At 29.9% G+C, this 24329-nt stretch carries 23 protein-coding genes; 21 read left to right on the forward strand and 2 right to left on the reverse strand.

Annotation, left to right across the window (positions count from 1 at the left end):
* The first annotated feature begins 15 nt into the window (after nucleotides 1-15).
* The 11 genes from KQI41_RS00125 (at nucleotide 16) to KQI41_RS00175 (ending at nucleotide 11683) form a co-directional block, all read left to right on the forward strand.
* Nucleotides 16-822, forward strand: a complete 807-nt coding sequence (locus KQI41_RS00125; protein ID WP_216584545.1) for an alpha/beta fold hydrolase — start codon at nucleotides 16-18, stop codon at nucleotides 820-822.
* Nucleotides 823-1082: 260 nt separating this feature from the next.
* Nucleotides 1083-2000 (forward strand): helix-turn-helix domain-containing protein, encoded by a 918-nt coding sequence (locus KQI41_RS00130; RefSeq protein ID WP_216584546.1) that lies wholly within the window; start codon nucleotides 1083-1085, stop codon nucleotides 1998-2000.
* A 262-nt stretch (nucleotides 2001-2262) separates the two neighbouring features.
* Nucleotides 2263-2829, forward strand: coding sequence for an ECF subfamily RNA polymerase sigma factor, BldN family (locus KQI41_RS00135; RefSeq protein ID WP_216584547.1), 567 nt, complete (start codon nucleotides 2263-2265; stop codon nucleotides 2827-2829).
* A 2-nt stretch (nucleotides 2830-2831) separates the two neighbouring features.
* The gene (locus KQI41_RS00140; protein ID WP_154441927.1) at nucleotides 2832-3806 is read left to right on the forward strand and encodes a DUF4367 domain-containing protein; all 975 of its coding nucleotides are present in this window, start codon (nucleotides 2832-2834) and stop codon (nucleotides 3804-3806) included.
* A gap of 561 nt (nucleotides 3807-4367) precedes the next feature.
* A complete protein-coding gene (locus KQI41_RS00145; protein WP_216584548.1) occupies nucleotides 4368-5198 on the forward strand; it encodes a helix-turn-helix transcriptional regulator in 831 nt (276 codons plus the stop codon).
* Nucleotides 5199-5478: 280 nt separating this feature from the next.
* The gene (locus KQI41_RS00150) at nucleotides 5479-6531 is read left to right on the forward strand and encodes a FecCD family ABC transporter permease (protein ID WP_216584549.1); all 1053 of its coding nucleotides are present in this window, start codon (nucleotides 5479-5481) and stop codon (nucleotides 6529-6531) included.
* Nucleotides 6531-7571, forward strand: coding sequence for a FecCD family ABC transporter permease (locus tag KQI41_RS00155; protein ID WP_216584550.1), 1041 nt, complete (start codon nucleotides 6531-6533; stop codon nucleotides 7569-7571). The genes KQI41_RS00150 and KQI41_RS00155 overlap by 1 nt, the downstream gene beginning before the upstream one ends.
* Before the next feature lie 19 nt (nucleotides 7572-7590).
* Complete coding sequence (locus KQI41_RS00160) at nucleotides 7591-8421, forward strand: ABC transporter ATP-binding protein (RefSeq protein WP_216584551.1); 831 nt, start codon at nucleotides 7591-7593, stop codon at nucleotides 8419-8421.
* Complete coding sequence (locus KQI41_RS00165; protein ID WP_216584552.1) at nucleotides 8418-9173, forward strand: nucleotide-binding protein; 756 nt, start codon at nucleotides 8418-8420, stop codon at nucleotides 9171-9173. The genes KQI41_RS00160 and KQI41_RS00165 overlap by 4 nt, the downstream gene beginning before the upstream one ends.
* A complete protein-coding gene (locus KQI41_RS00170; protein WP_216584553.1) occupies nucleotides 9170-10444 on the forward strand; it encodes a nitrogenase component 1 in 1275 nt (424 codons plus the stop codon). Before KQI41_RS00165 ends, KQI41_RS00170 begins: the two co-directional genes overlap by 4 nt.
* Nucleotides 10445-11683, forward strand: a complete 1239-nt coding sequence (locus KQI41_RS00175; RefSeq protein ID WP_216584554.1) for a nitrogenase component 1 — start codon at nucleotides 10445-10447, stop codon at nucleotides 11681-11683.
* 124 nt (nucleotides 11684-11807) lie between these two features.
* On the opposite strand, the gene KQI41_RS00180 is transcribed toward KQI41_RS00175, so the two are convergent.
* Complete coding sequence (locus KQI41_RS00180) at nucleotides 11808-12794, reverse strand: ABC transporter substrate-binding protein (RefSeq protein WP_216584555.1); 987 nt, start codon at nucleotides 12792-12794, stop codon at nucleotides 11808-11810.
* A gap of 700 nt (nucleotides 12795-13494) precedes the next feature.
* On the opposite strand from KQI41_RS00180, the gene KQI41_RS00185 reads away from it, so the two are divergent.
* From KQI41_RS00185 to KQI41_RS00195, 3 genes are all read left to right on the forward strand, one after another.
* Nucleotides 13495-13947 (forward strand): GNAT family N-acetyltransferase, encoded by a 453-nt coding sequence (locus tag KQI41_RS00185; protein ID WP_154441963.1) that lies wholly within the window; start codon nucleotides 13495-13497, stop codon nucleotides 13945-13947.
* 308 nt (nucleotides 13948-14255) lie between these two features.
* Entirely contained in the window at nucleotides 14256-16502 is a 2247-nt protein-coding gene (helD, locus tag KQI41_RS00190; protein WP_154440862.1) for an RNA polymerase recycling motor HelD, read from the forward strand.
* 75 nt (nucleotides 16503-16577) lie between these two features.
* The gene (locus KQI41_RS00195; RefSeq protein WP_154440863.1) at nucleotides 16578-16949 is read left to right on the forward strand and encodes a YbaN family protein; all 372 of its coding nucleotides are present in this window, start codon (nucleotides 16578-16580) and stop codon (nucleotides 16947-16949) included.
* A gap of 66 nt (nucleotides 16950-17015) precedes the next feature.
* On the opposite strand, the gene KQI41_RS00200 is transcribed toward KQI41_RS00195, so the two are convergent.
* A complete protein-coding gene (locus KQI41_RS00200; protein WP_154440864.1) occupies nucleotides 17016-17915 on the reverse strand; it encodes an AraC family transcriptional regulator in 900 nt (299 codons plus the stop codon).
* A 253-nt stretch (nucleotides 17916-18168) separates the two neighbouring features.
* On the opposite strand from KQI41_RS00200, the gene KQI41_RS00205 reads away from it, so the two are divergent.
* The 7 genes from KQI41_RS00205 (at nucleotide 18169) to KQI41_RS00235 (ending at nucleotide 24272) form a co-directional block, all read left to right on the forward strand.
* Complete coding sequence (locus tag KQI41_RS00205; RefSeq protein WP_216584556.1) at nucleotides 18169-18414, forward strand: hypothetical protein; 246 nt, start codon at nucleotides 18169-18171, stop codon at nucleotides 18412-18414.
* A gap of 9 nt (nucleotides 18415-18423) precedes the next feature.
* Entirely contained in the window at nucleotides 18424-18966 is a 543-nt protein-coding gene (locus tag KQI41_RS00210) for a helix-turn-helix domain-containing protein (protein ID WP_216584557.1), read from the forward strand.
* Nucleotides 18967-19007: 41 nt separating this feature from the next.
* A complete protein-coding gene (locus KQI41_RS00215) occupies nucleotides 19008-19733 on the forward strand; it encodes a transglutaminase-like domain-containing protein (protein WP_154440865.1) in 726 nt (241 codons plus the stop codon).
* 211 nt (nucleotides 19734-19944) lie between these two features.
* Nucleotides 19945-21477 carry a YjjI family glycine radical enzyme gene (locus KQI41_RS00220; RefSeq protein WP_154440866.1) on the forward strand — a complete coding sequence of 511 codons (1533 nt, stop codon included), beginning with the start codon at nucleotides 19945-19947 and terminating at the stop codon, nucleotides 21475-21477.
* Complete coding sequence (locus tag KQI41_RS00225; protein ID WP_154440867.1) at nucleotides 21470-22306, forward strand: YjjW family glycine radical enzyme activase; 837 nt, start codon at nucleotides 21470-21472, stop codon at nucleotides 22304-22306. The genes KQI41_RS00220 and KQI41_RS00225 overlap by 8 nt, the downstream gene beginning before the upstream one ends.
* Before the next feature lie 88 nt (nucleotides 22307-22394).
* On the forward strand, nucleotides 22395-23174 hold the full coding sequence (locus KQI41_RS00230; protein ID WP_154440868.1) for a DUF975 family protein: 780 nt from the start codon (nucleotides 22395-22397) through the stop codon (nucleotides 23172-23174).
* Nucleotides 23175-23186: 12 nt separating this feature from the next.
* Nucleotides 23187-24272, forward strand: a complete 1086-nt coding sequence (locus KQI41_RS00235) for a GGDEF domain-containing protein (RefSeq protein WP_154440869.1) — start codon at nucleotides 23187-23189, stop codon at nucleotides 24270-24272.
* Nucleotides 24273-24329 lie beyond the last annotated feature (57 nt).

Consider the following 24329-nt stretch of genomic DNA (forward strand, 5'->3'; position numbering starts at 1 on the left):
ATAGGGGGGATTATAATGTTTTACGGAGCAAAAGAAGGGAAGGTAGAAATTGGTGCAACGGATATGAACTATGTTACTTTTGGTAGGGGTCAAAAAAACCTTATTATTATTCCAGGATTAGGAGACGGATTAAAAACTGTTAAAGGAACAAAAATATTGCTTACAGTAATGTATAAACTATTTGCTAAAGAACATAAAGTATATTTTTTTAGTAGAAAGAATTATATTGAAGAGGGATATTCAACTAGAGAGATGGCAGAGGATCAAAGGATTGCAATGGAGAATCTAGGGATACAAAATGCTTATGTAATGGGTATTTCACAAGGAGGAATGATATCTCAATACCTTGCTATTGATTATCCTCAAATGGTAGATAAACTAGTTATAGGAGTATCTGTGTCGAAGCAAAATGATAATATGCAGAAAGTTATAAAAAACTGGATAGCATTGGCCAAGAATAATGATTATAAAAATTTAATTATAGATACTATGGAAAAGACCTTTACAGAGAATAGACTTAAAAAATATAGGTTGCTTTATCCTATTGTCACAAAAGTTGGAAAACCAAAAGACTTTAACAGGTTCATTATTCAGGCTAATGCATGTCTTCATCATAATTCTTATGATGACTTAGATAAAATTAAATGTTCTACTTTAGTAATAGGTGGTGATAGTGATAAAATTGTAGGTGAAAATGCAAGCAAGGAAATGGCTGAGAGAATAAATAAAAGCAAGTTGATTTTGTACAAAGGTCTTGGACATGGAGCATATGAAGAGACTAAAGATTTTAACCGACAAGTATTAAGATTTCTTATATCTTAGAAATATCTATTAAATATAAGCTTTGCCAGTTAAACCAATAGGAATTAGCAAAAAGAAAAGGTATGGACAAGATTTATTAGGGTATCTTAATTAAGGTACTCTAGTTATTGTCTTTGAAAAATTATCCTATATAATTTTGGAGGATAAAGCTTAACCTTATATTAAGAATATTTTTAGTATAGATAGCAGGAATGGAAAAGAACTTTAGATAAAAAGCATATATATTATAATTACCACGTGGAATAAAGAAGGTGAAAAGGTTGGAAATTAAAACAATTATATTTAACAGCTTAAAATATATTGAGATAAATATTAATGAACCTATAAAAGCAGAAGATATAGCTAAAAATGCAGGATATTCATTATACCATTTCTCAAGGATATTTAAAAAACAAATGGGATTATCAATTATGGATTATGTAAAGGAAAGAAGGCTGATTAAGGCTTCAGAAGAAATATCAAATGGGAAAAAAATAATTGATATTGCATTTAATTGTGGTTACCAGTCACATAGTGGTTTCACAAAAGCATTTAAAAATAAGTTTGGCTTTTCACCAGCACTTTTGAGAGCATTTAGTTTTCAAATTAATAGTTTAGGAGGTAATTGTAATATGAGCCATGTATTTATGAACTATACGCCCATTCATTCTACAAAAGAGGAACTATATGAAATACTGATAAAAACTATAGATAAAAATATGTTAGAATACGACAATGAAAAGATTAATAAGGCATATGAACTTGCTTGTATAGCATATGATGGTAAGAAGAGATATTCAGAGGATGATTATGTAACACACTTAATTAATGTCGCTATTCTCTTGTCAGAGATGGAGGCAAATGAAGAAACAGTTGCAGCTAGTTTGCTACATGATATTATTTTGGAGGAATCTAGCATTTCTTTTGAAGAAGTTAAAAAGAAATTTTCTCACCGAACGATAGATATTATCAAAGGTGTAATGGAGTTTAATAGGGATGATAATATAATTGATGAAGATGTAATAATGATTAAACTAGCTGAAAGACTTCACAATATGAGAACAATTGAGTTTATGAATGAAAGTCGTTGGAAGGAAAAGGCAAAAGAAACATTGGAAATATTTTTGCCAATAGCAGTAAAACTGAATAATGAAAAGATAATAGCTGAACTAAATGATTTATCAGTAAAATATATTTAAGACTTTTTATATATGTCTTGAAATAATGTTTATAATAGAATTATGATATATCACTTTATGTTTGTTTTTTGAGGTATATTTAGGATAGAATAAGCTATGGGTTAGTAAGGTGTCTTTTAATTAAGATACCTTATTTTTTAATTTTAAATAATAAATTCTAAATAATATGTAATGAAAACTAAAATCCTTCGTATTAACATATGAGAGGGGATGGAAGTCATCGCCTACTACTTAGCTAAGTAAAAGTAAAGGAGGTTTTAAAGTGCAGCAAATTACATCTATAGATGTTTTAAGTAGACAGAGTAGTAAAGAAGAGTTATATAATAAAGAAAAAGAATTTACTAGTATATTTGAAGCTTATTATAAAAGAGTTTATAACTATATATATTATAGGGCGAGATGTTACTACACAGCAGAAGATTTGACTAGCCAAGTTTTTGAAAAGATTATGCTAAAGATAGATACTTATTCTGAGAAAAAATCACCATTTGAAGTATGGTTATTTGCCATAGCAAGGAATACAGTAAATGATTATTTTAGAAGTTCCCAGAAACATACATTTATATCCATAGATACGATTAAAGAGTTAATATCAAGAAAGAAAAATCCAGAAGATATGGTAGCAATATCAGAAACAAATGAGGAACTTTTTAAGGCACTAACTATTTTAAATAAAAAAGAGAGAAATATTATAGAACTTAAATTTGGAGCAGAGTTAAAGAACAAAGAAATAGCAGAAATACTAAATATTACTGAAGGTAATGTTGGAATAATCCTCTATAGAACCATGAAAAAACTAAATAAGGAATTAAAAAAGGAGGAAAATTAAGTATGAGTAGAAAAAGTATAGAAAATAGATTCTCAACAGATATAGATAAATATATCAATGGAATTGAAGAAGAAGAAAAAATAATGGAATCAGAAGAATATTACGAACTGCTAGAACTAGGAAAGTCTTTAACTAATAAGGATTTTAGTAAAAATAGCAACAAAAAAGAAGTATTTGATAATACTATAAAAAATATTAATGAATATAGAGAGGAAGTTATTATGAAAAATTCAAGAAAATCTAAACATTTTATAGGTAAAGTAGCATCTTTTGCATTAATATGTGGGTTAGGTTTTTCCATAATGCAGACGTCATTTGCTCAGGAGGTAGTGGGAAAAATAGTAAAAACTATATCACTGGGACATATAACAGTATATGAAGATGAATTTGTAGAAATGGAGTCATATCCTATTCCAGATAAATTAAAAGGTAAGATATTTGATAAAGATGGAAATCCACTAGAGGTATTTTCAAGAGATATGGAAAAGATATATACAGCTGATGGAATAGAAATATCTCATATAGATGGTGCAACAGGTGAGATAATAACTGTAGTTGAAGAGCAGAAAAAGAGACAAGAAGAGAATTTAATAGTTGAAGATTCTAGTAAATTAAATGATTATACATGTTTCAACGTTATACTTCCTACTTATTTACCAGAAGGATATAAATTTGATAGAGCAGAATTTTATAAAGATGAAAATGGTATTGTAGAGAATTCTAAATATATTGGTTTGTTTTTTACTAATGAAGAGACAGGAAAATATATCTATATGCAGCAACGATTTGCAGATGAAGAAACTGCATATGCAACTGGAGGAGATAAAATTGAAAAAATAGAAATTAATGGTGTAGATGCTGTTATTTACAGTGATAGGAATATAGATTGGGAAATGAGAGGTATTATTTATGCTTTATCAGGTAGAGGTGAGGTTACAAAAGATGAATTAATAAAAATTGCAGAGTCCATTAAATAAAAAGTTAAGTCATAACTAATATTTCAATGATAATTTAATATACTGTATTTTTATCTAATAACAAGATAAATCAATGCTGAGGAGCAGCTTGAATAGTGTTGTTAGAATTTTACACAGGAACGGATGGCTAATAGGCTATCCGTTCTTTATTCATTCATTGAAGAGACAAGTCCGATAAACGTCATGGGTTTGAGGACAGCATTCTCAAGTTATGCTCTTTTATTCCATGTTTACACTAATACTATATAAGCAGCTTTTATTAATATTTGTTTATATTCTGACCTAAATAAAATAGAATTAATTTCTCCTATGCTAATCTTGTGCTCAATTATATTACTAGATTTTAAGTAATTAATCATAGATAGTCCTTTTTATATGATAATTTTAATATGTTCAATACTGTGAAAACTACTATCCTATTTTTATTAGTATCATACCTTCTAATTTAAGCCAAGTGTAAACATATAATATCTTGATAAAGATAATCATTATCGATAAAATATATTATAAGGAATTTATATAATTATGTCACGAAACAAAAAATATAAAGGAGAATACAAAATGGAAATAGATTTAAATAAATTAGTAACTCATTTTGCAAATAATCATTTTAAGGTACAAACTGTATCCCATTATAAAATTAGTCCTGGAAGTAAAGGTTTTGAAAAATCAGCTCCATTACCAGGATTTATATTTCCTATTCATGGAAGGGCAAAATATTCTTTTAATGGAACCCCTTATATTACAGAAGTTGGGAGTATAGTCCATGGCGGGGCCAATATGGATTTAGGTAAACAAGTTATAGATAATAGTAATTGGGAGTTTATTATAGTTTTATATGATATTAATTACTTAAATAAAAGTGGATTAAACTTACATAATATACATTTTAAGTTAGATATAGGTGGAAATCCTAAGTTGACATCTCTTTTATGGAGATTAAAAGATGTTTCAGAAAAAGAACATGAAATTGCTAGATTTCAAAGAGAGAATATTTTTAGATCTATACTAGAAGAAATCTTTATAAGCGTTCAGAATAGACAAAATAAAGGTATCGAAGCATTATTTAAGCAAGTGTCTTCATATATCCATAATCATTATATGGATAATATAACAGTAAAGGAACTAGCAGAAAAAAATGAAGTAAATGAAAATCAGTTGTTTTATGCATTTAATAAATATGCAGGAATGGGAACTGGAGAATATATAAAACAGTATAGATTAAACTGTGCTAAAGAACTATTGATTAACAGTGAAAATACAATTTGCAGGATTGCGGAAAGTGTTGGATATATGGATCCCCTTTATTTTAGCAGAATATTTAAAAGGAATTTTGGGATAGCACCTAGTATTTATAGGGATAAATTCAGGAATAATCCATATTCAATTTAAGATTGATTCATTCTAAATTCAATTTTTATATGCTATACTAAACAATGTGATTGAGAGTGATTATCAACTGTAAGCAAATAATAAAAAAAATAGTATTAGTTTTAGCCATCACTAAATACCACTTAATCTTTGACTATGACTATCTTAGTAGATAAATCAATTTAAATTTTCTAAGAATAGACATAATTAGCCGAATGCAAACTGCTACCATAGTCTGCATTTGGCTAATTATTTTATATACTAGAAACTAAATAAATTAATGGGAGGGTAAGAAAAATAAATGGTAAGTTCAAACAAAACAAAAACTGAAATTAAAAATATAGAAGATGTGGATAAAGGAAGAACATGGGTTGCCTTACTGATTATATTATTAGGGTTAGGGTTTTTGTTTTTTCTTATGGCTTTTTCCATAACTAAAGGCTCTATAGAAATACCCCTCTCTTCAGTATGGGATGCATTATTTAGATTTGATGAAAATAATACTCATCATCTTATTATTTTAGATATTCGCTTCCCTAGGGTTATAGCCAGTGCTTTAGTAGGAGCTGCTTTTGCCGTAGCTGGAGCTATTATGCAGGGAATTACAAGAAATCCAATGGCAGATTCAGGTCTTCTTGGTCTTAATGCTGGAGCTGGATTTGCTTTATCCATATGCTTTGCATTTTTTCCTAAGATGAAATATATACAAATTATTTTATTTTCCTTTTTAGGAGCTGCATTTGGAGCAGCGCTTGTTAATGGCATAGCTTCATTTAGACGAGGAAGAGCTACTCCCATGAGGTTGGTATTGGCAGGGGCAGCTGTAAGTGCTTTATTGTCATCCTTAAGTCAAGGGATAGCTTTGTATTTTAACGTGGCACAGGATATTATGTTTTGGACAGTGGGTGGAGTTGCAGGTTCAAATTGGGAACAGATAAAGATTATGTTTCCATGGATTATAGGTGCATTAATAGGTGGAGTTATTTTATCTCACTCTATTTCTATTTCAAGTTTAGGAGAAGATGTGGCTAAAGGTCTTGGGCTGAATACGGCCATGATAAATGTTCTTTCATCAATAATAGTACTTATATTAGCAGGAGCTTCTGTATCTGTAGTAGGGACAGTAGGATTTGTGGGACTTATAATACCACATCTAGCACGATATCTTGTAGGTGTGGATTATAGGTGGATTATTCCAGTATCTGCTGTATTAGGGACAATATTAGTTGTAGTTGCAGACTTAGGGGCTAGAACCTTAAATCCTCCATTTGAAACTCCTATAGGCCCTTTAATAGCCTTAGTTGGAGTGCCATTTTTTCTATATTTAGCACGTAAGGAAAGGAGAGCACTATAATGGAGAATATTAAACAAAAAAACGAAGCCCATAAAAATAAGGTTGCAAAACGTAATATAACCATACTAATAACTTGTCTTATATTATTAATATTATCCTTTGTTATTAGTATGAATACAGGATATACGAAACTATCTCCTAATGATACTTTAAAAACCCTATTTGGTGGAGGAAGTCATAAGGAAAAACTGATTCTATTTAAATTTAGGCTTCCAAGAATAGTGGTATCAATTCTTGTTGGTATAGGCTTATCATTATCTGGATGTATAATTCAAGGTATATCTAGAAACCCATTGGCAGATCCAGGTTTACTAGGTATAAATGCAGGAGCTGGCTTAATGGTTATATTGTATGTAATGTTTTTTGGTGCTAAGTCTTTTTTGTCAGTGTTTACTTTACCGTTTTTAGCTTTAATTGGAGCAGGCATTACGGCTATTTTGATATATATTTTATCATATAAAAAGGGAGAAGGAGTCGCCCCTTTAAGGTTGATATTAACTGGAATAGCTATACAGGCAGGAATATCTGCATTAACTACTCTGCTTGTTATAAAGTTAGATGATACACAATTTGATTTTGTTGCTAATTGGCAGTCTGGAAGTATATGGGCTAGTAATTGGAATTTCGTTATGACTTTATTGCCATGGATTCTAATACTTGTTCCGTATATAATGATGAAATCAAGAGTATTAGATATATTAAACCTTGGGGATGAATTGGCATATAGTTTAGGGACAGAAGTAGAAAGAGAAAGGCAATTGCTATTAGGAGCAGCAGTGGCCTTGGCAGCATCTTCTGTATCTGTAAGTGGAAGTATTGGATTTGTAGGATTAATAGCTCCTCATTTGGCAAGAAGATTAGTTGGATCAAAACATAGGATATTACTTCCTACCTGTGCCTTAATAGGGGCAGTATTAGTATCTATATCTGATACTATTGCGAAAATAATAGTGCAGCCTTTGGAGATTCCAACAGGAATTGTAGTTGCTATTGTAGGAGCACCTTATTTCCTATACCTATTGTCAAGAAATACGCAGTAATGAAGGGAGTTGAAAATAGATGAATAGTATTAATGCAGAAAACTTAAGCATTGCATATGAGGAAAAGCTCATAGTTAAGGGACTAGATATGTGTATTCCAAAAGGGAAAATAACTACTATTATTGGACCTAACGGATGTGGTAAATCCACTTTATTGAAGGCGGTGGGTCGTATTTTAAAGCCAAAGGATGGTATTGTTTACTTAAATGGTGAGGATATTCATAATTTGACCACAAAGGAAATAGCACAGAAAATGGCAATACTTCCCCAGTCCCCACAAGCTCCATCTGGACTTACTGTGGGAGAATTGGTGGCATATGGACGTTTCCCTCATCAAAAAGGATTTGGGAAATTAAAGGAAGAAGATAAAGAAATAATTCAATGGGCTTTAGAGGTTACAAAAATATTGGAGTTTGAAACAACAATAGTAGATAACCTTTCTGGTGGTCAAAGACAGAGAGTATGGATAGCTATGGCATTAGCACAGGGAACTAACCTTATTTTATTGGACGAGCCTACTACTTATTTGGATTTATCTTATCAACTTGAAGTTCTGGAGCTTTTATATAATCTAAATAAGAAACAAAATAAAACAATTGTAATGGTATTACATGATTTAAATTTGGCCTCTAGATTTGCAGACCATATGGTGGCAATTCGTTGTGGAGAAATTATATCTCACGGAGATCCAGAAAAGGTAATGACCCCTGAAATCTTAAAAGAAGTATTCAATATTGATGCTCATATAGTTAGGGATCCACGAAAAGGTTGTCTCACCTGTATTTCATATGATTTGATTAAAAATAAAAACAATATGTGTGCAAAAATATGTGGAGGTATGAATATATGAAAAAAATTGCTATTTATGGAAAAGGTGGTATAGGAAAATCTACTACTGTATCCAATATATCAGCTGCATTGGCATCTATGGGATTAGTTGTATTACAAATAGGTTGTGACCCTAAAGCGGATTCTACCAGAAATTTAACTGGTGGAAAAAATATTCCTACCGTATTAGAGACACTTCGCAAAAATGGAGACGCTGATTTAGAAGAATTAGTATATAAGAGTACAACCGGAGTTCTATGTGTTGAAGCAGGTGGACCAGTTCCAGGTGTAGGCTGTGCTGGCAGAGGAATAATTACAGCTTTTGAAAAGTTAGAGGAATTAGATGCCTATGAAAAATATAATCCTGATATAATACTTTATGATGTTTTGGGAGATGTAGTCTGCGGTGGCTTTGCAATGCCAATTAGAGGCGGATATGCTGAAGAAGTGTGCATTGTAACTTCTGGAGAGATGATGTCATTATATGCAGCTTCAAATATATCCTATGCAGTTAAAAGTTTTGAAAATAGGGGATATGCTTCTTTAAAAGGCCTTATACTTAATGCTAAAAATATTGAAGGTGAAAATGAGTTGGTGGATAATGCTGCAAAAGAAATTGAGACCTCTGTTATATATCGTATGCCTCGCCATCCTCTAGTACAAAAAGCAGAAGAACAGGGAAAAACTGTGGTTGAAGCATTTCCAGATTCAGATATGGCAGAGCATTATAGAAATTTAGCTAAGCTATTATTAGATGGAGGTGATGCTAAATGAATAGAATACAGCATCTAAAAAAGATAGCTTCTGTTAAATCAAATGCTGGAATAAAATTTTTAACATCAGCAGCTTTTCCTGGAAGCCACTGTCCATTGCATACATCCCTAGCTTTAAGTACAAATATTAGAGGAATGTCTACTTTAGTAGTAGGAACTGCAGAATGTAGTATTTACAGTAGAAATGTGGTTAAAAAAGCCAGATATTCAGAAGAAACTTTGCATTGGATGTATGTTTTGGATTCTAATGAAGTGGTTTTTGGATGTAGAAAGGGAGTAATAGATGCCATAAAGGAAATGGACAAAGAAGGAGCAGAAGCCATTATGGTGATTTTGACCTGTGTTCCAGAAGTAATAGGAGAAGATATCGAAGGAATTATTCATGAAGTACAACCTCAGGTAAAAGCTCGTCTTAGCTCAGTATTGATGGGACATTTTAGATGCAATAGCCATCCTTCAGGATATTGGAAAACATTATTATCTTTTGGAGGTATGATGGAAAAGAGAGATATAAACTCTAATATAGTTAATATACTTGGACGTAGTACAGATGAGGATAATATTCCAATGCCAGAACTTCTAATGGAACTTGAAAAAAAAGGATTTCATCTACGGATGCTTGCACCGAAATCAGATATTAAGGATTTCATTGGGGCTACAGATGCAAAGCTTAATCTAGTTATTTCTCCATATATGAATCCATTGGCAGATATGATGGATAAGCAATTTAGTATTCCATTTATAAGCCTACATGAGATTTATAATGTTTTAGAAATAGATGAAACATATAGAAAAATAGAGGAAATATTAAGTATATCTTGGGATAATAGATTTGATGAGCTTAGGGAAAAAGCTCTAATGGCGGAAAAAAAAGCAGAAAAGGAGCTAGTGGGATTAAGATATGTTTCAACAGGTAGAAATCCAATACCTCCATTGGCTTTAGCTTTTTATTTAAATAAATTTAATATGATACCAATTCTGCTTCATATGGAAGAATTTTATCCAGATGATCGTCAATGGGCAAAAAAACTAGAAGAAGTAGGAATAAATCCTTTTGTTTGTCATATGGTGAATGATAAAAGAGATGCACCAGTGTTAGAAGAGTTAGAACCAGATTTGTCCTTTGGAGAAATCTTTGAAGGAACAGGGAAAGTACCTTGTGTGTCTTATTTATATGAATTATATGGTCAAATAGGATATGAAAGAACAAGCTTTTTATTAAATAGGATTATGAATACTTTAGAAAATCATAAAAATAAAGGAGGGATTTAAATGGGACTTCATCGATTTAGCCCACCTCTGTCAGGAAGAATGGGGATTTTGAGAACTCTTGCACCAATACGGGATTCTGCAATAATAGAATATGGATGTATGGGACATATGATGTATGGAAGGATGTTTCTAAATAGAGCAGGAGTGTCTGGTATGGCTAAAACATATTCCACTCATATTGATGAAGCAGATATTTCATTAGGAGATACAACAAGACTGAATCGAGCTATTGCTGAAATTGTAGAGAAAGATAAACCAAAAGTTATTTTCTTACTTCCATCTTCAGTTCCACAAGTAATAGGCACAGATTTACCAGCAATATGCAAAGAACTTCAACCTGAATATCCAGATATTCCGTTAATTCCATTTGGATATGGTGGTTTTGATGTCTTTGGATATAGAGGAGTCCAAGAGGCACTTTTGCTTTTAGTTAAAACTTTACCTATAGATATAGAGAAATCTAAACAGAAGACCTTTAATATTATAGGCTCCTGTGCAGATCTCTTTCGTTTTCAAGCTGATGCAGACGAGATTATTAGAATTATGGAAGGATCTTTTGGAATAAAGCCTACCTGTGTTATGACTTCTCATACCAATGTTGATGATATATGTAATATGGGAAATTCAAGTATAAATTTAGTCATAAGGAGAGAAGGAATTCCTGCAGCCGAATATTTACAAGAAAGATTTGGGATTCCTTATTTAGTAGGTAGACCTTATGGTATTAAAGGTACGATTAAATGGATTGAGGATATTGAAAAGATATTGAATATTCCTTCTAATATAGAATTTATAAAGTCAGAAGAAGAAATAGTACAAAATCAAACACTTCCGACTATACCATTTTTTAAGCATATATTCCGTTCCCATCCAGAGGAAGGTACAATTTGCTTAGGTGGCCATGCAGATGTGGTTAAAGGGATACTTACCTATGCAACAGAAGAAATGATGTTTAATAAGGGACCTTGCTGGTGCGATTCATCTCATATGTCTAGTGAAGAAATTCCATATTTAACAGAGGAAGAATGGACAGCTATAATAAAATCAAATAAAAAAAGTTTATTAATGGCTAGTGGTGAAGCTCTTGAATGGGGAGGAGGAAATTTATCACTTCAAATATCCAATCCAGATACAAAATGGAGATTAAATCCTTATCTATCTCCATTTGTAGGATTTAGAGGTGCTCTTAATTTAATTGATTTATGGCTTAATGCTGCCTTAGATCAGGACCATGATTAGAATAAATATATATGTCATTAAAGTAGAAAATTTCTATTAGTTATAAAAAAATCTCTTTTCTGGTTTGAATCTTATTTTGACTCTTGCCAGAAAAGAGATTTTTATTAAGTTATTTTACAATACCTTATTTAGAATACATTTCAGTTAGCTTTTCAGCTGCAAGACGTAATGTTAGTGGGCCAAAACTATTCATGTTTTCATCAAAATAGTAAATTCGTCCATTTTTTACTGCATCCATAGATTGCCATACAGAAGAAGATTCCATACTTTCAACAAAGGATTTAGACATTTCATAATTATGCTGAAACACAATATAATATGGATTCATTTCTGCCACGGCTTCCAAGGACATTGAATCAGCAGCATCTGAAAATCCTTCTGGCTTTGTAATTCCAAAGATTTCGTAGTACTTCGCAGTTCCTTGAGCAATAAAATTTTTCCCATCAGTACGGAAAAGCCCAAAAGTTCTATCTTCATATGATGTCAATGTATCTTTTGTATCAGAAATGTCCTTTTCAATTTCCACAATAAGTTTTTTTGCTTCTTTCTCTTTTCCTAAAAGCTTTCCAATCATTAAAAGCTGTTCTTGCCATGTGGAATTATAATCTAGCTGTACCACTGGTGCTATTTCTACAAGCTGATCATAGGCATCAAGACCAGCAGGATTATGGAAAGTCACTAATAAATCTGGATTTGACTCTAAAACTGCCTCAAGATTCAAATCCCTAGAACTGCCCACTACTGTCATGTCCACATTTTCAAGATAAGGTCCAAATAACTCTGACTTATCAAGTCCTTCAGTTTCCCCCAATTTATTCCCTATAGCTGCTGCAGTGGGAGGTGTATCAAGTGCTAGAAAATGTTCCATATAAACCACATGGAGAAGAGTTATTCGTTCTGGCTGTTTCTTCAAAACAATCTCATTTCCTGCTGCATCTGTAATGGTTCTAGGCCAAACTGCTTCCTTAATTGGTTCTTGACCTCCTTCATCTACATTTGATGTGTTTTCAGATATATTTGTGTTATTATCTTCCACTGGTGCTTTACTACAACCAGCTAAAACCCCTGTAAGTAAGGTTAAAACCATGATTAATACTATAAGTTTTTTCACATTAAGTCCTCCATTATAAATTTGTTAGTTAGCCTTGGGTAACTAATCTTAGATTCAAGTATAGCAAAGGGATTTTTATATTGGAATAGATAAATTCTGAAAGTCCTATGGATTATTTTTGAATCATTTATGAAAGAATAAATGGGTCTATTTTATCATCTACAGTATCAAAAGAAAGCCATCTACTTATTATTAACCTACAAATCAAATCTACAAACCTCTTAAAACACAGTGTTATTTACGGTCTATCACTTATAGTCACTATGGATGATTATTGCAAGAGTTATAGGAGTTTTACAATTATTTTATTGGGTATATAAAAAGGACTTATTAAAATTATCCATAGCAGTACATTGTTTAGTTAACTTTACTGATGTTATTTCTTTAGTTATGTTATTGTAGATTTTATATAGAGGTACAACTTGGAAAAATTCGACTTAATAGTGTTCTAAAGAATATATTAATTCTTAAGCTACAGAGAATATTTCAATAATGGCTCAAGGATGAACATAAAGTTTAATAATCTTTATAGGCAGTATTAGAAACACTTAGGGCAAATGTTCAAAGCCTCCAGAACCATACTTTTATGATTAATAAATTAGAAATTATACTGTAATTATGAAAATCCATATTTTATGGTGTAGATAAATAGAATTATGTCAGGTAAAGAATGAATATATAATAGAAAGTTGTGATGTATATGAAGATTATATCCATAAAAAAGTCTCCTGAATATAAAGATGTAGCAATTAAATATTTTCAAAGTAAATGGGCATCTCAAGATAGTATGAATGTCTATAGTGATTGCATAACAAACTGTATTACTACATCAAACTCGTTGCCACAATGGTATTTGCTGATGGACAAAGGGGAGATAATTGGTTGTGCTGGACTTATTACCAACGATTTTATTAGTCGCATGGATTTATATCCTTGGGTTTGTGCTTTATACATAGAGAAAGAATATAGAGGAAATGATTATGGCTCTATTCTATTGGAACAGGCCAAGAAAGATGCAAAGATAGGTGGCTTTTCTTACTTATATCTTTGTACAGGGCATATTGGATATTATGAGAAATATGGATTTAGATATATAGGTACGGGCTACCATCCTTGGGGGGACAGTTCTCGTATATATTGTGTAGATTTATAAATTTGATGATAGGATATATCTTTCATAGAAATATTTTATATAAGAAAAAGACATTCGTTTAATGACAAATGTCTTTTTTATTGACATAACAAAACAAGAGTGATAATATAAAATTATATCGCCACTTTTAAGCAGATGATTACTATTATCCAATTATAGTATATAACTTTTCGAAGTCAATGTCAATAGTTTTTTAAAATAATTTTATTTCTAGAGAAGTCAAACATATGTGACACAGACCTCTGAAAAATTTTCCTCTAAATAATGCTGTAATTTTTTTAAATTATTTATTATAAGGAGGTTATATCATGAATAGAGATGGTCTTGAATGGAAGGTTGAAGATGAATGGCTGCAAGAAGTACTTGAAGAAGCAGGGAAACAGTATGGTAAGAACAACCATTTAAAAGAAAAAATTAGAGAAGATGCCATTAGAACACAGAAGGAACTATGGGAGGAAGTAGGTTCGGTTTCCATAGCAAACGGAATGGATCAAATCGCAGACTTTATGCAATTTATTAATTTTATGAGGACACAAAAGATAAGCCACGAATCAACTAGAAAAATTCAAGAAAAATATGAGAAGGTACTCTCATCACCATATTTTGGGAGAATCGATTTTATTGAAGATGTGGAGAACAGGGCGGAGAAATATTATATAGGAATTTCAAATCTTATTGATGACAATATTGATTTTCTTATATATGATTGGAGAGCTCCGATTTCTAGTATATTTTATGACTGTGAAATAGGGGAAGCTAGTTATAAATGTCCAGAAGGTGTAATAGAAGGTGAGCTTACGCTGAAAAGACAGTATAAAATAAACAATGGAAAAATTGAATATATGTTTGATAGCAATATAAAAATAGATGATGAGATTCTTCAAGATATTTTAAGTAAAAGTACAGATAATAAAATGAAAACCATAGTGACAACGATACAAAGAGAGCAGAACAAAGTAATTCGTAATGAAAAATATAAAACTTTAATTGTTCAAGGTCCTGCCGGAAGTGGAAAAACTTCTATTGCCCTTCATAGAATTGCTTATGTCTTATATAGATATAGGGAAAAAATAACACCTGAAAATATAGTTATATTTTCACCTAATGAAATTTTTAATGACTATATATCTAATGTATTGCCAGAACTTGGAGAAGAAAATATGTATCAAACCACATTTAAAGAATATATGGATGCTGCATTAGGTAATGAGTTCAAAAAGGAAAATTATTGTGAAATGATGGAGTATATTTTAGGTACAAAAAATGAATTAAACTATGAAAGTAGAATTTATAATATAGTATATAAATCTAGTGTAGAATTTGTAAACATATTAAAAGATTATGTGAAATATGTTGAGAAAACAGATAGAAAATTTTCAGATATAATCTTTAAAGATAAGCTAATAGTATCATCTAAAGATTTACAAGAGCTGTTTTTTAAAGAATATATGCCATTACCTTTAAAACGAAGGTTAAGAAAGATTAAGGAAAGGATACTTTTCTTATTAGAGCCTCATAAAAAAGATAGAATAAAGGAAATTGCTGTTGAATTAGAATATACAGGCTCATATGTAAATAAAAATGAAATATTAAGGGATAGTATAACTATTGTAAATGATGAAATGAAGGAAATATATAATGAAATAGATAAAATAACAGAATTTAGGTTAATAGAAATCTATAAAGAGTTCTTTGAAAAATTAGATATATTTTGTACCAATTCGAATATCTTAGATTGTAAAGAGAAGATTGATAAAATTAGAAAGTATACATTAACAGGTTTAGAAAATAAAAGTCTCAACTATGAAGATCAAATAATCCTTCTATATTTTAAAATTATGTTTGGAGATATTTCAAAAACATCTGAAATTAAATATGTAATTATTGATGAAGCTCAAGACTACACCCCTCTCCAATATGAAATTTTTTATCAACTTTTTGAATCTGCAAATATGACCATATTAGGTGATTTAAATCAGTCTATTAATCCTTTTATGAACATAGGAGACTATAAAAATATCTCTCATATATTCCCCAAGGATAATACTTCTATAATAAATTTAACTAAAAGTTATAGGTCTACAAAGGAAATAACAGAATTCTCTAGAAAAATTCTTAATAGTGAATTTATTAATGAAGGTATACAGCGAAAGGGAGATAAACCTTTGTTACTAGGATTTACAAATGAAGAAGAAATAAAGCAAAAAATTCTTGAGGATATAAAAATATATAAGGATAAGGGATATAAATCCATTGGAATAATAACAAGAACAGTAGAAGAAACAAAAGAAGTATATAATTATCTAAAGGATAAGGCTCATATTAATGCTATTATGAAAGATGATGATGAATTTATTAATGATACTTTGATAATACCAATATATCTTGCTAAGGGATTAGAATTTGATGTTGTGCTTATTTATAATGTAGGAAATGAAAATTACTCATGTGAGGAGGAAAAGCTTCTTCTTTATACGGCTTGTACTAGAGCCCTTCATATTTTATGTATATATTATTCAGGAAATTCCACGCCATTACTGAAAGAAGTATTATAGTGTATTATTATGATTAATCTAATGAAATAAAGGATATTAATATGGTATTATAATTAATCATTGAAGGAGCATAATATGAAACTATTTAATCTATTATTTATAACAATGGGAGTTGTTTTTACAGGGTTAGGTATGATAGGGGTACTGCTGCCAGTATTACCTACTACACCTTTTCTAATACTTGCTTCTATATGTTTTATGAGGAGTTCGGATAAGTTTGATAGATGGTTGAGGGGCACACAAGTTTACAAAAATTATGCTGAGGACTTTGTGAATGATAGATCTATGACTTTAAAGAGAAAGGCAAAGTTAATGTTATTGTCAGATGCCATGTTATTATTCCCATTAATAAGGCTGAACAATTTATACCTTAGATTGTTTATTATTACAATCATAGCAGTTAAATATTGGTACTTTATATTTGTAATAGAAACTAAAAAGGAATAGGATATTTGTAATAAAATGTTTTAAAATAACAGTGGATTTGCTACAAAAAATCCACTGTTATTTTATTTATATCTTTTTAATTGGAATATAAATATCCATAGAGATTTTTTCATATTCCCAAGGGTGACAACGTTCATCATAGAATTCAAAGTCTAGCTTAGAGTCATCAATTTCATAGCCAGAGTTTGGAAACCATTCTTCTAGAATATATTTCCAAGTACCCTTAATTGAATTTATAAAGCTACCATCATCTGAATTTACAGAAGGAGTTGTAAATACGGCATAGGTTGCAGCAGGTACTTCAAGTGTATACATGTCGGCAGTTGCTTGGTCAAAGCTGGTAACTTTTATACCTAATACATAAGAAAACTCATCGGTTTCCATATTGGTATTTACACAAATGCCATATTCACCATGTATAGGAGGATTTTGTGTCTTATATAAATGTGCTTCCTTGCCTTCTATATTACATTGATCCCAAAAAGCAGGAATATCCCTAGAGTGAGCATTATTTCTCAATGTAGTTTTAAACTCATATCCTACTATTTTAAAAGAATCTTTATTTACTATTTTAGGTTGCATTATAATACCTCCAATTTTATTTATTTTAATTTTCTTTAAGTCTACTTTTTGCGGAAAACCTACTGGTGCGTGTAGTCTATAAAAACTTGGTGTATATCCAAAACATTTTTTAAAAGCCTTGGTAAATCCAGCATGAGTTTCAAAGCCTAAATCTAAGGCAATATCAAATATTTTTTTATTATTACTAAGTTCAGAAAGGGCATATTGAAGTTTTCGCCTTGTTACATACTCCATAACGGGAACTCCAACGAAACTATGGAAAATTCGATAGTAGTGATAGGTAGAGAAGCCAGCAATTTCTGCTAATTTATCAACTGTAATTTTTTCATTAATATGATTATCGATATAATCTATGGTTTTTTGGATTAAATCTATATAGTCCAAAGAATTTCCTCCTTTAAACAATTAGTTTCTGTACGGTAACTATATATTAACATATTTACTGATGAAATCCTTTTCCTGTTTTGCTAATATAAAGAATTATTATTTTAAGTTTAAATTTATAAAACAAAACTATTTGTGGCATTGGATAGATTATTTGATTATGCTATAGTTAAATTATCAAGATTTTGATTATATAAATAATAATCTCTAATTAAAAGAGATATAAATAGTATTTTGAAAGGGGTATATTACAATGTTTAATAAATTAAGTTCAATTAAAACATTAAATAACCAATTAATTTTATTTCATTCTGATGACCATATTGCTTTTGTTACAGATAAAGTAGATACCTCTTATCATAGTCATAATTACATTCAGATAACTATTGGATTTGAAAAAGATTTTTGTATTACTATAGAAAAGGAATCTTTTTATATAAGAGGAGTTATTTTAGATTCTAATATTAGCCACAAATTACAAGGATATGATGAATGGTAACTATATCTATTGATTAATCCAGAATCTATATTGGGAGAAACAATAAAGAGAAAGTTCTTATGTGAAAAAGAATTATATTTAATAGATCATAAGGAAATAAAAGAAAGTATTAACTTAAATATTCAATCAACATATGAGAGATTTGGTTTAATTGAATATAATGAACTTATAAAGAATATTAGAGGAATTTTAGGATTGAAAAATTATCATTTGAACCATACAATAGACAATAGGATACAGAAGATTTTAGTATATATAGAGGCTTATTCCTTGGAAAAATTGACAGTTAAGGAATTAAGCAATATGATTTTTTTATCAGAAAGTAGATTATCCCATTTGTTCAAAGATGAAATAGGTATATCGTTGACCAGTTATATTCTTCATAAAAAGATTGAAAAAACTTTTTATCTAATACTTAAGGGAATGAATATTACTGATGCTGCAATAGAAGCTGGATTCAGCAGTTCTTCTCATTTTACCAATAGCGTTCGTGATAAACTGGGAATGACTCCAAGTATAATTATAAAAAATAGCAGATATATGCAAGTATAATTATAAGAGACACCTTATAATAAATTAAAAAAGGTGATTATATGGATATATATTTAAAAGAAACAAGATTATTAGATTTCAATAATCTATCTGTTCAGAAATTAATTGAAGAGAAAGGATGGAAGGAATTAGAAGAAAACCATAAGATAAGAGAAGTTTATAGTTTTGTACGAAATGAAATTAAGTTTGGGTATAATAAAGGTGATGATATAATTGCCTCAGAGGTTTTAAAAGATGGGTATGGACAGTGTAATACAAAAAGTATACTTTTAATGGCTTTATTAAGGACATTAGATATTCCTTGCAGGATTCACGGATTCTATATTGATAAAAAGATGCAGAAAGGAGCACTAACGGGAATCACCTATTTATTTGCTCCTAAGAAAATAGTTCATGCTTGGACTGAAGTATATTTTAATCATGAGTGGATAGCTTTAGAAGGTGTAATTATTGATGAAGATTATCTTAATCAAGTAAAAGATAAACTTTATAACTTAAATAATGGATATATAGGCTATGGAATTTCTGTAAAAGATAAAGAAAAAATAAATACTTGTTGGCAAGGAAAAAGCACATATATTCAAAGTTTTTCCATTACAGAGGATTTAGGAATTTTCAATAGCCCAGATGACTTCTTTCTCAAATTTAATAATACAAATAATGGATTTAAAAGATTTTTATTTGATGTTTTGAGAAAGAGAATTAATAAAAAACTAGAGATAATAAGAAGCAGTAGTTATGATGAAAAAATTAGTAAAAGTAGATAATATTTAAAGTTTCTTATATTAGGCTAGAAACATATAAGTTATTTAGAATATGATACCTTATTATTTAATGGTTACAATAGTGAGAATAATAGTATTAGAAAATCATTACGTTAATTGAAGTGATTTTCTGTATATTAAAGGTACTTTTATATTTCTTTTGTTTATTATATAATAAATAAAAGAGGTATAATCTATTTATGGAGGTTATGAAATGGAAATTTTCGATAAAGTTGAAGATATAAAAAGAGAAGTTATGAACACATTAGAAAATCAATCCTTAACATATGAACAACAAACCTATAGATTAGCAAAAATTGCAGAAAATATTATGGATTATCCAGTATCAAAGGATGATTTATTCTATGAAATGTATAATGAGGGAAAGATATGTGACTTAGATGAGGGACACGCTCCCTATGCTCCTAGATATATATTACCTGACTATGAAAAACTTTTAAGAGAAGGCTCAGAATTTTTAAGATTGACTCCAGCTAAAAATTTAAAACAGGCTATAAATAGTCTTTTAATATTCTATCATCATGTTCCAAGTATAACAAGATTTCCAGTATATATAGGGTCTTTGGATACGCTTTTAGAACCTTTTATAGATGAAGTAAATGATGATGTCATAGAAGAAATCAAACTATTTTTAATTCAATTAGATAGAACTATAAATGATTCCTTCTGTCATGCAAATATTGGTCCATATGAAACAAAAGTTGGAAATATTATTTTAGATATTATTGATGAGCTGCAAAATGTAACACCAAATATGACACTTCTATATGATTCAGAAATAACTCCAGATACTTTCGCTGAAAAGGCTATTAAAGCTTCGTTAAACACCGCCAATCCAGCCTTCGCAAATTTATCATATTATAAAAAAGATTTCAATGAGGTTCCCTTTGGAATTGCAAGTTGCTATAATGCTTTACCAACTACAGGTGGTGCATTTACATTATCAAGAATTAGACTAAATAAAATAGCAGATGATTCTAAAGGTATAGATGATTTTATAAATGGAGAGCTTCCTAAAGTTGTAGATACCTTAGTACACTTTATGGAGAGTAAAATTGATTTTTTAGTAAATAAAACATCTTTTTTCAAAAGTAGCTTTTTAATTAGAGAAGGATTTGTTAAGATTGAAAACTTTGTAGGATTATTTGGAGTTGTAGGACTTCATGAATGTATTGAAATCTTATCAGCTAAAGAAGGTAAAACTTTTGTACTAGGTACTGATAAAGAAGCAGAAGAATTAGGAATAAAGATTATGGATAAAGTGGAGGAATTGGTAAATAAGTTTACTTCAAAATATTCTCCTGTATGGAATAGCAAGTTTATGCTTCATGCCCAAGTAGGAGCAGCCAATGACAAAGGTACAACAGCAGGTACAAGAATTCAAATTGGTAAAGAACCTGATTTATATCAGCATATTAGAACGGCCGCAAGATTACAGCAATATTTTCCATCAGGAACGGGAGACCATTTTCCATTTGAAAGTACAGCAGAAAAGAATCCAAAGGCTATTTTAGATATATTTAAGGGAGCTTTTAAACTAAATATGAGATATATTTCTTGCTATAAGGAAGATGGAGACTTAATTCGAGTTACAGGTTATCTTGTGAAGAAATCTGACCTTGAAAAATTCAATAGAGGAGAACAAGTGTCATATGACACAGTTCAATATGCACAAGACCCACTAAATGATTATGGAATTTTAGAAAGAAAGGTACAAAATGTGTAAGACAGCTACTATTAATAAAATAATACCAATGTCTTTAGTTGATGGACCTGGAAATAGAACAGCTATATTCTTCCAAGGGTGTAATTTTAACTGCAGTTATTGTCATAATCCTGAAACCATAAAAAAATGTATTAACTGTGGAGAATGTGTTAGTCATTGTCCAGTTGGAGCATTAAAGATGATTGATGGAAAAGTACTTTGGGATGAAAATAAATGTATAGACTGTGATACTTGTATTAAGGTTTGTCCCCATGGTTCTACTCCAAAGACTTACGAATATACAGTAGATGACCTTATGGAGAAGATAGAGGAAAATATTCCATTTATAGAGGGAATAACCACAAGTGGTGGAGAATGTACATTAAATTTTGAATTTCTAGAGAAACTCTTTATTAAAGTAAAATCATTGGGGCTTACTAGTCTTGTAGATACAAATGGTTTTATTTCCCTTAAAAGTCCAATGATGGAGGGATTAGTCAAGGCTGCAGATGGGTTTATGCTTGATATAAAGTCTATGAACGAGGAGGAGCATATTAACTTAACTGGAAGACCAAATAAAACTGTAATTGAAAATGCAGTATACCTTGCTAGTATAGGAAAACTTCAAGAAATCAGAACAGTTCTTATTGAAGGAAATAAAAATAGGGAGACTGTAGAAAATATAACAAAACTTTTGCAACCTTACCCTAATATTACCTATAAACTAATAAGTTATAGGCCCTTTGGAGTAAGAGAAGAGTTTTTACAATTAAAATCCATAGAAAAAAAACAAAAAGAAGAATTAAAAGAAATAGCCATAATGAATGGAATAAAGGTTATAGATTGTTAAAACAATCTATAACCTTTAAAAATTTGTTCCTTTTTCTGATAATTTACATATACTAAGGGTAAGTATAAACTGGGAAAGGAGTGATTTTATGTGGAGTAGAGAGTATATTAAGAATTATGCTAAAGATTTTTTAAGGAAACATTATTGGAAAGCATTTTTAGTATGTCTTATTGTATCCATATTAAGTGGAGGTGGGAATGGAGGGGGTAGTAACTCAACAAGAACTTCCGAAAGATATTATCAAGAACAAACGATTCATGAATTTAGAGATGGAGTCATGTTTGAAACTAAGAATCCCATGTTAAACTTTATGCTGAGAAGATTAGGAAGAACTCCCTTGTTTTATTTAACTTGGGGAAGTATTGCAATGGCAGCTATTATATTGACAATACTAATGGTAATTATAGGGTATAATCTTGAAGTAGGACAAAAAAGATTTTTCTTAAAAGGATTTAGAGATGATTTTGATGTTAATGTAGGAAATTTATTTTCTACATTTAATTCTTATGAATATCTAGGAATTATAAAGACACAATTTTTAAGGGGATTATATAATTTCCTATGGTTTTTTGCCTTAATAATACCTGGTATAATAAAATCCTATGAATACAGTATGGTACCATATATTTTAGCAGAGGAACCTAATTTGCCATCTAATGAAGTAATTGGAAGAAGTATAGAGATTACAAATGGACATAAATGGGATATGTTTGTATTGGATTTATCTTTTTTAGGTTGGTATATTTTAGGTTTAATTTTCTTTGGAATAGGTGGAATTTTTGTAAATCCTTATAAGGAAGCTACCATGGCAAAATTATATAATATTTTATCTGGAAATGATAGTATAGATGGAGAAGTATTGGAATAAAGGAAGATAATAATGATAATTGCAATCTTTAGAGAATTATTTATAAATGCCTGTATTTTGGTAACAGTTGTTTTTGTAGGTAGTCAGTTTTTTATGAATACAGGACTAGGCTCCTCATCTACTATTAAAGTCAAAGTGCAGGCAGGGATTTTAGGAGGAATCTTAGGAATTATATTAATGTTTTTTTCAATAAAAATACCACCAAATGGAATAATGGATTTAAGACATATAGCAATTATAATTAGTGCAATCCATGGTAGTGGAATAGTTACATTTATTACTGGAATGATATTAGCATTATTTCGCTTGTTATATAAAGGAATAAGTGATGTTTCTATTATTGCTGCTTCTATTATAATAGTTGTAATGAGTCTATGTATTTTTATTAGATGGATAAATAAGAATAAGTTTATGAGATGGATTTATATGTTTATTTCATCGGGATTAATAGCAACAATAGGATTTTTTCTCACCATTGAAAATTCAAGTGATTTGATAAATATAATAGTAGCTTACTGGCTAGGCTCATTATTTGCTATAATCTCAGTATATTTTTTAACAGAATATCTAGTCCAAACATATTTCTTATTAAAACGACTTAAAGAGGAATCTACAATAGATTTTCTTACAGGACTAAGCAATACAAGAAACTTTGATGTATTATTTAATTCAGTAATCAAAAATAGTATAATTCAAGATGAAAAAATATCTATATTAATGTTAGATATAGATTTTTTTAAAAAAGTAAATGATACTTATGGACATAATGCAGGTGATATAGTATTAAAAGAATTAGGAGAGCTATTATCTAAATCCATAAGAACTATAGATATAGTGGCTAGAATTGGTGGAGAAGAATTTTGTATAATATTAAAAGACTGTTCTAAAGACAAGACTTTAGAAATTGCTGAGCGAATAAAAAATATGGTGGAGGAAAAAGATTTTCTTCTTCCAGAAGGAATAAATCTTAAAGTAACTATATCTATAGGTTGTGCAATTTATCCTGATACTACTTTAGATATTGAAAAAATAAAAGAATTGGCTGATATAAAACTATATGAGGCAAAACACACAGGTAGAAACAGAGTTTGTATGTAGTTTGATGTCTTTATACCAGGATTTGACATAGTTGAATATACTTCGCATTATTTTCGT

The organism is Tissierella pigra, assembly GCF_018917845.1.
GTDB classification, from domain to species: Bacteria; Bacillota; Clostridia; order Tissierellales; family Tissierellaceae; genus Tissierella; species Tissierella pigra.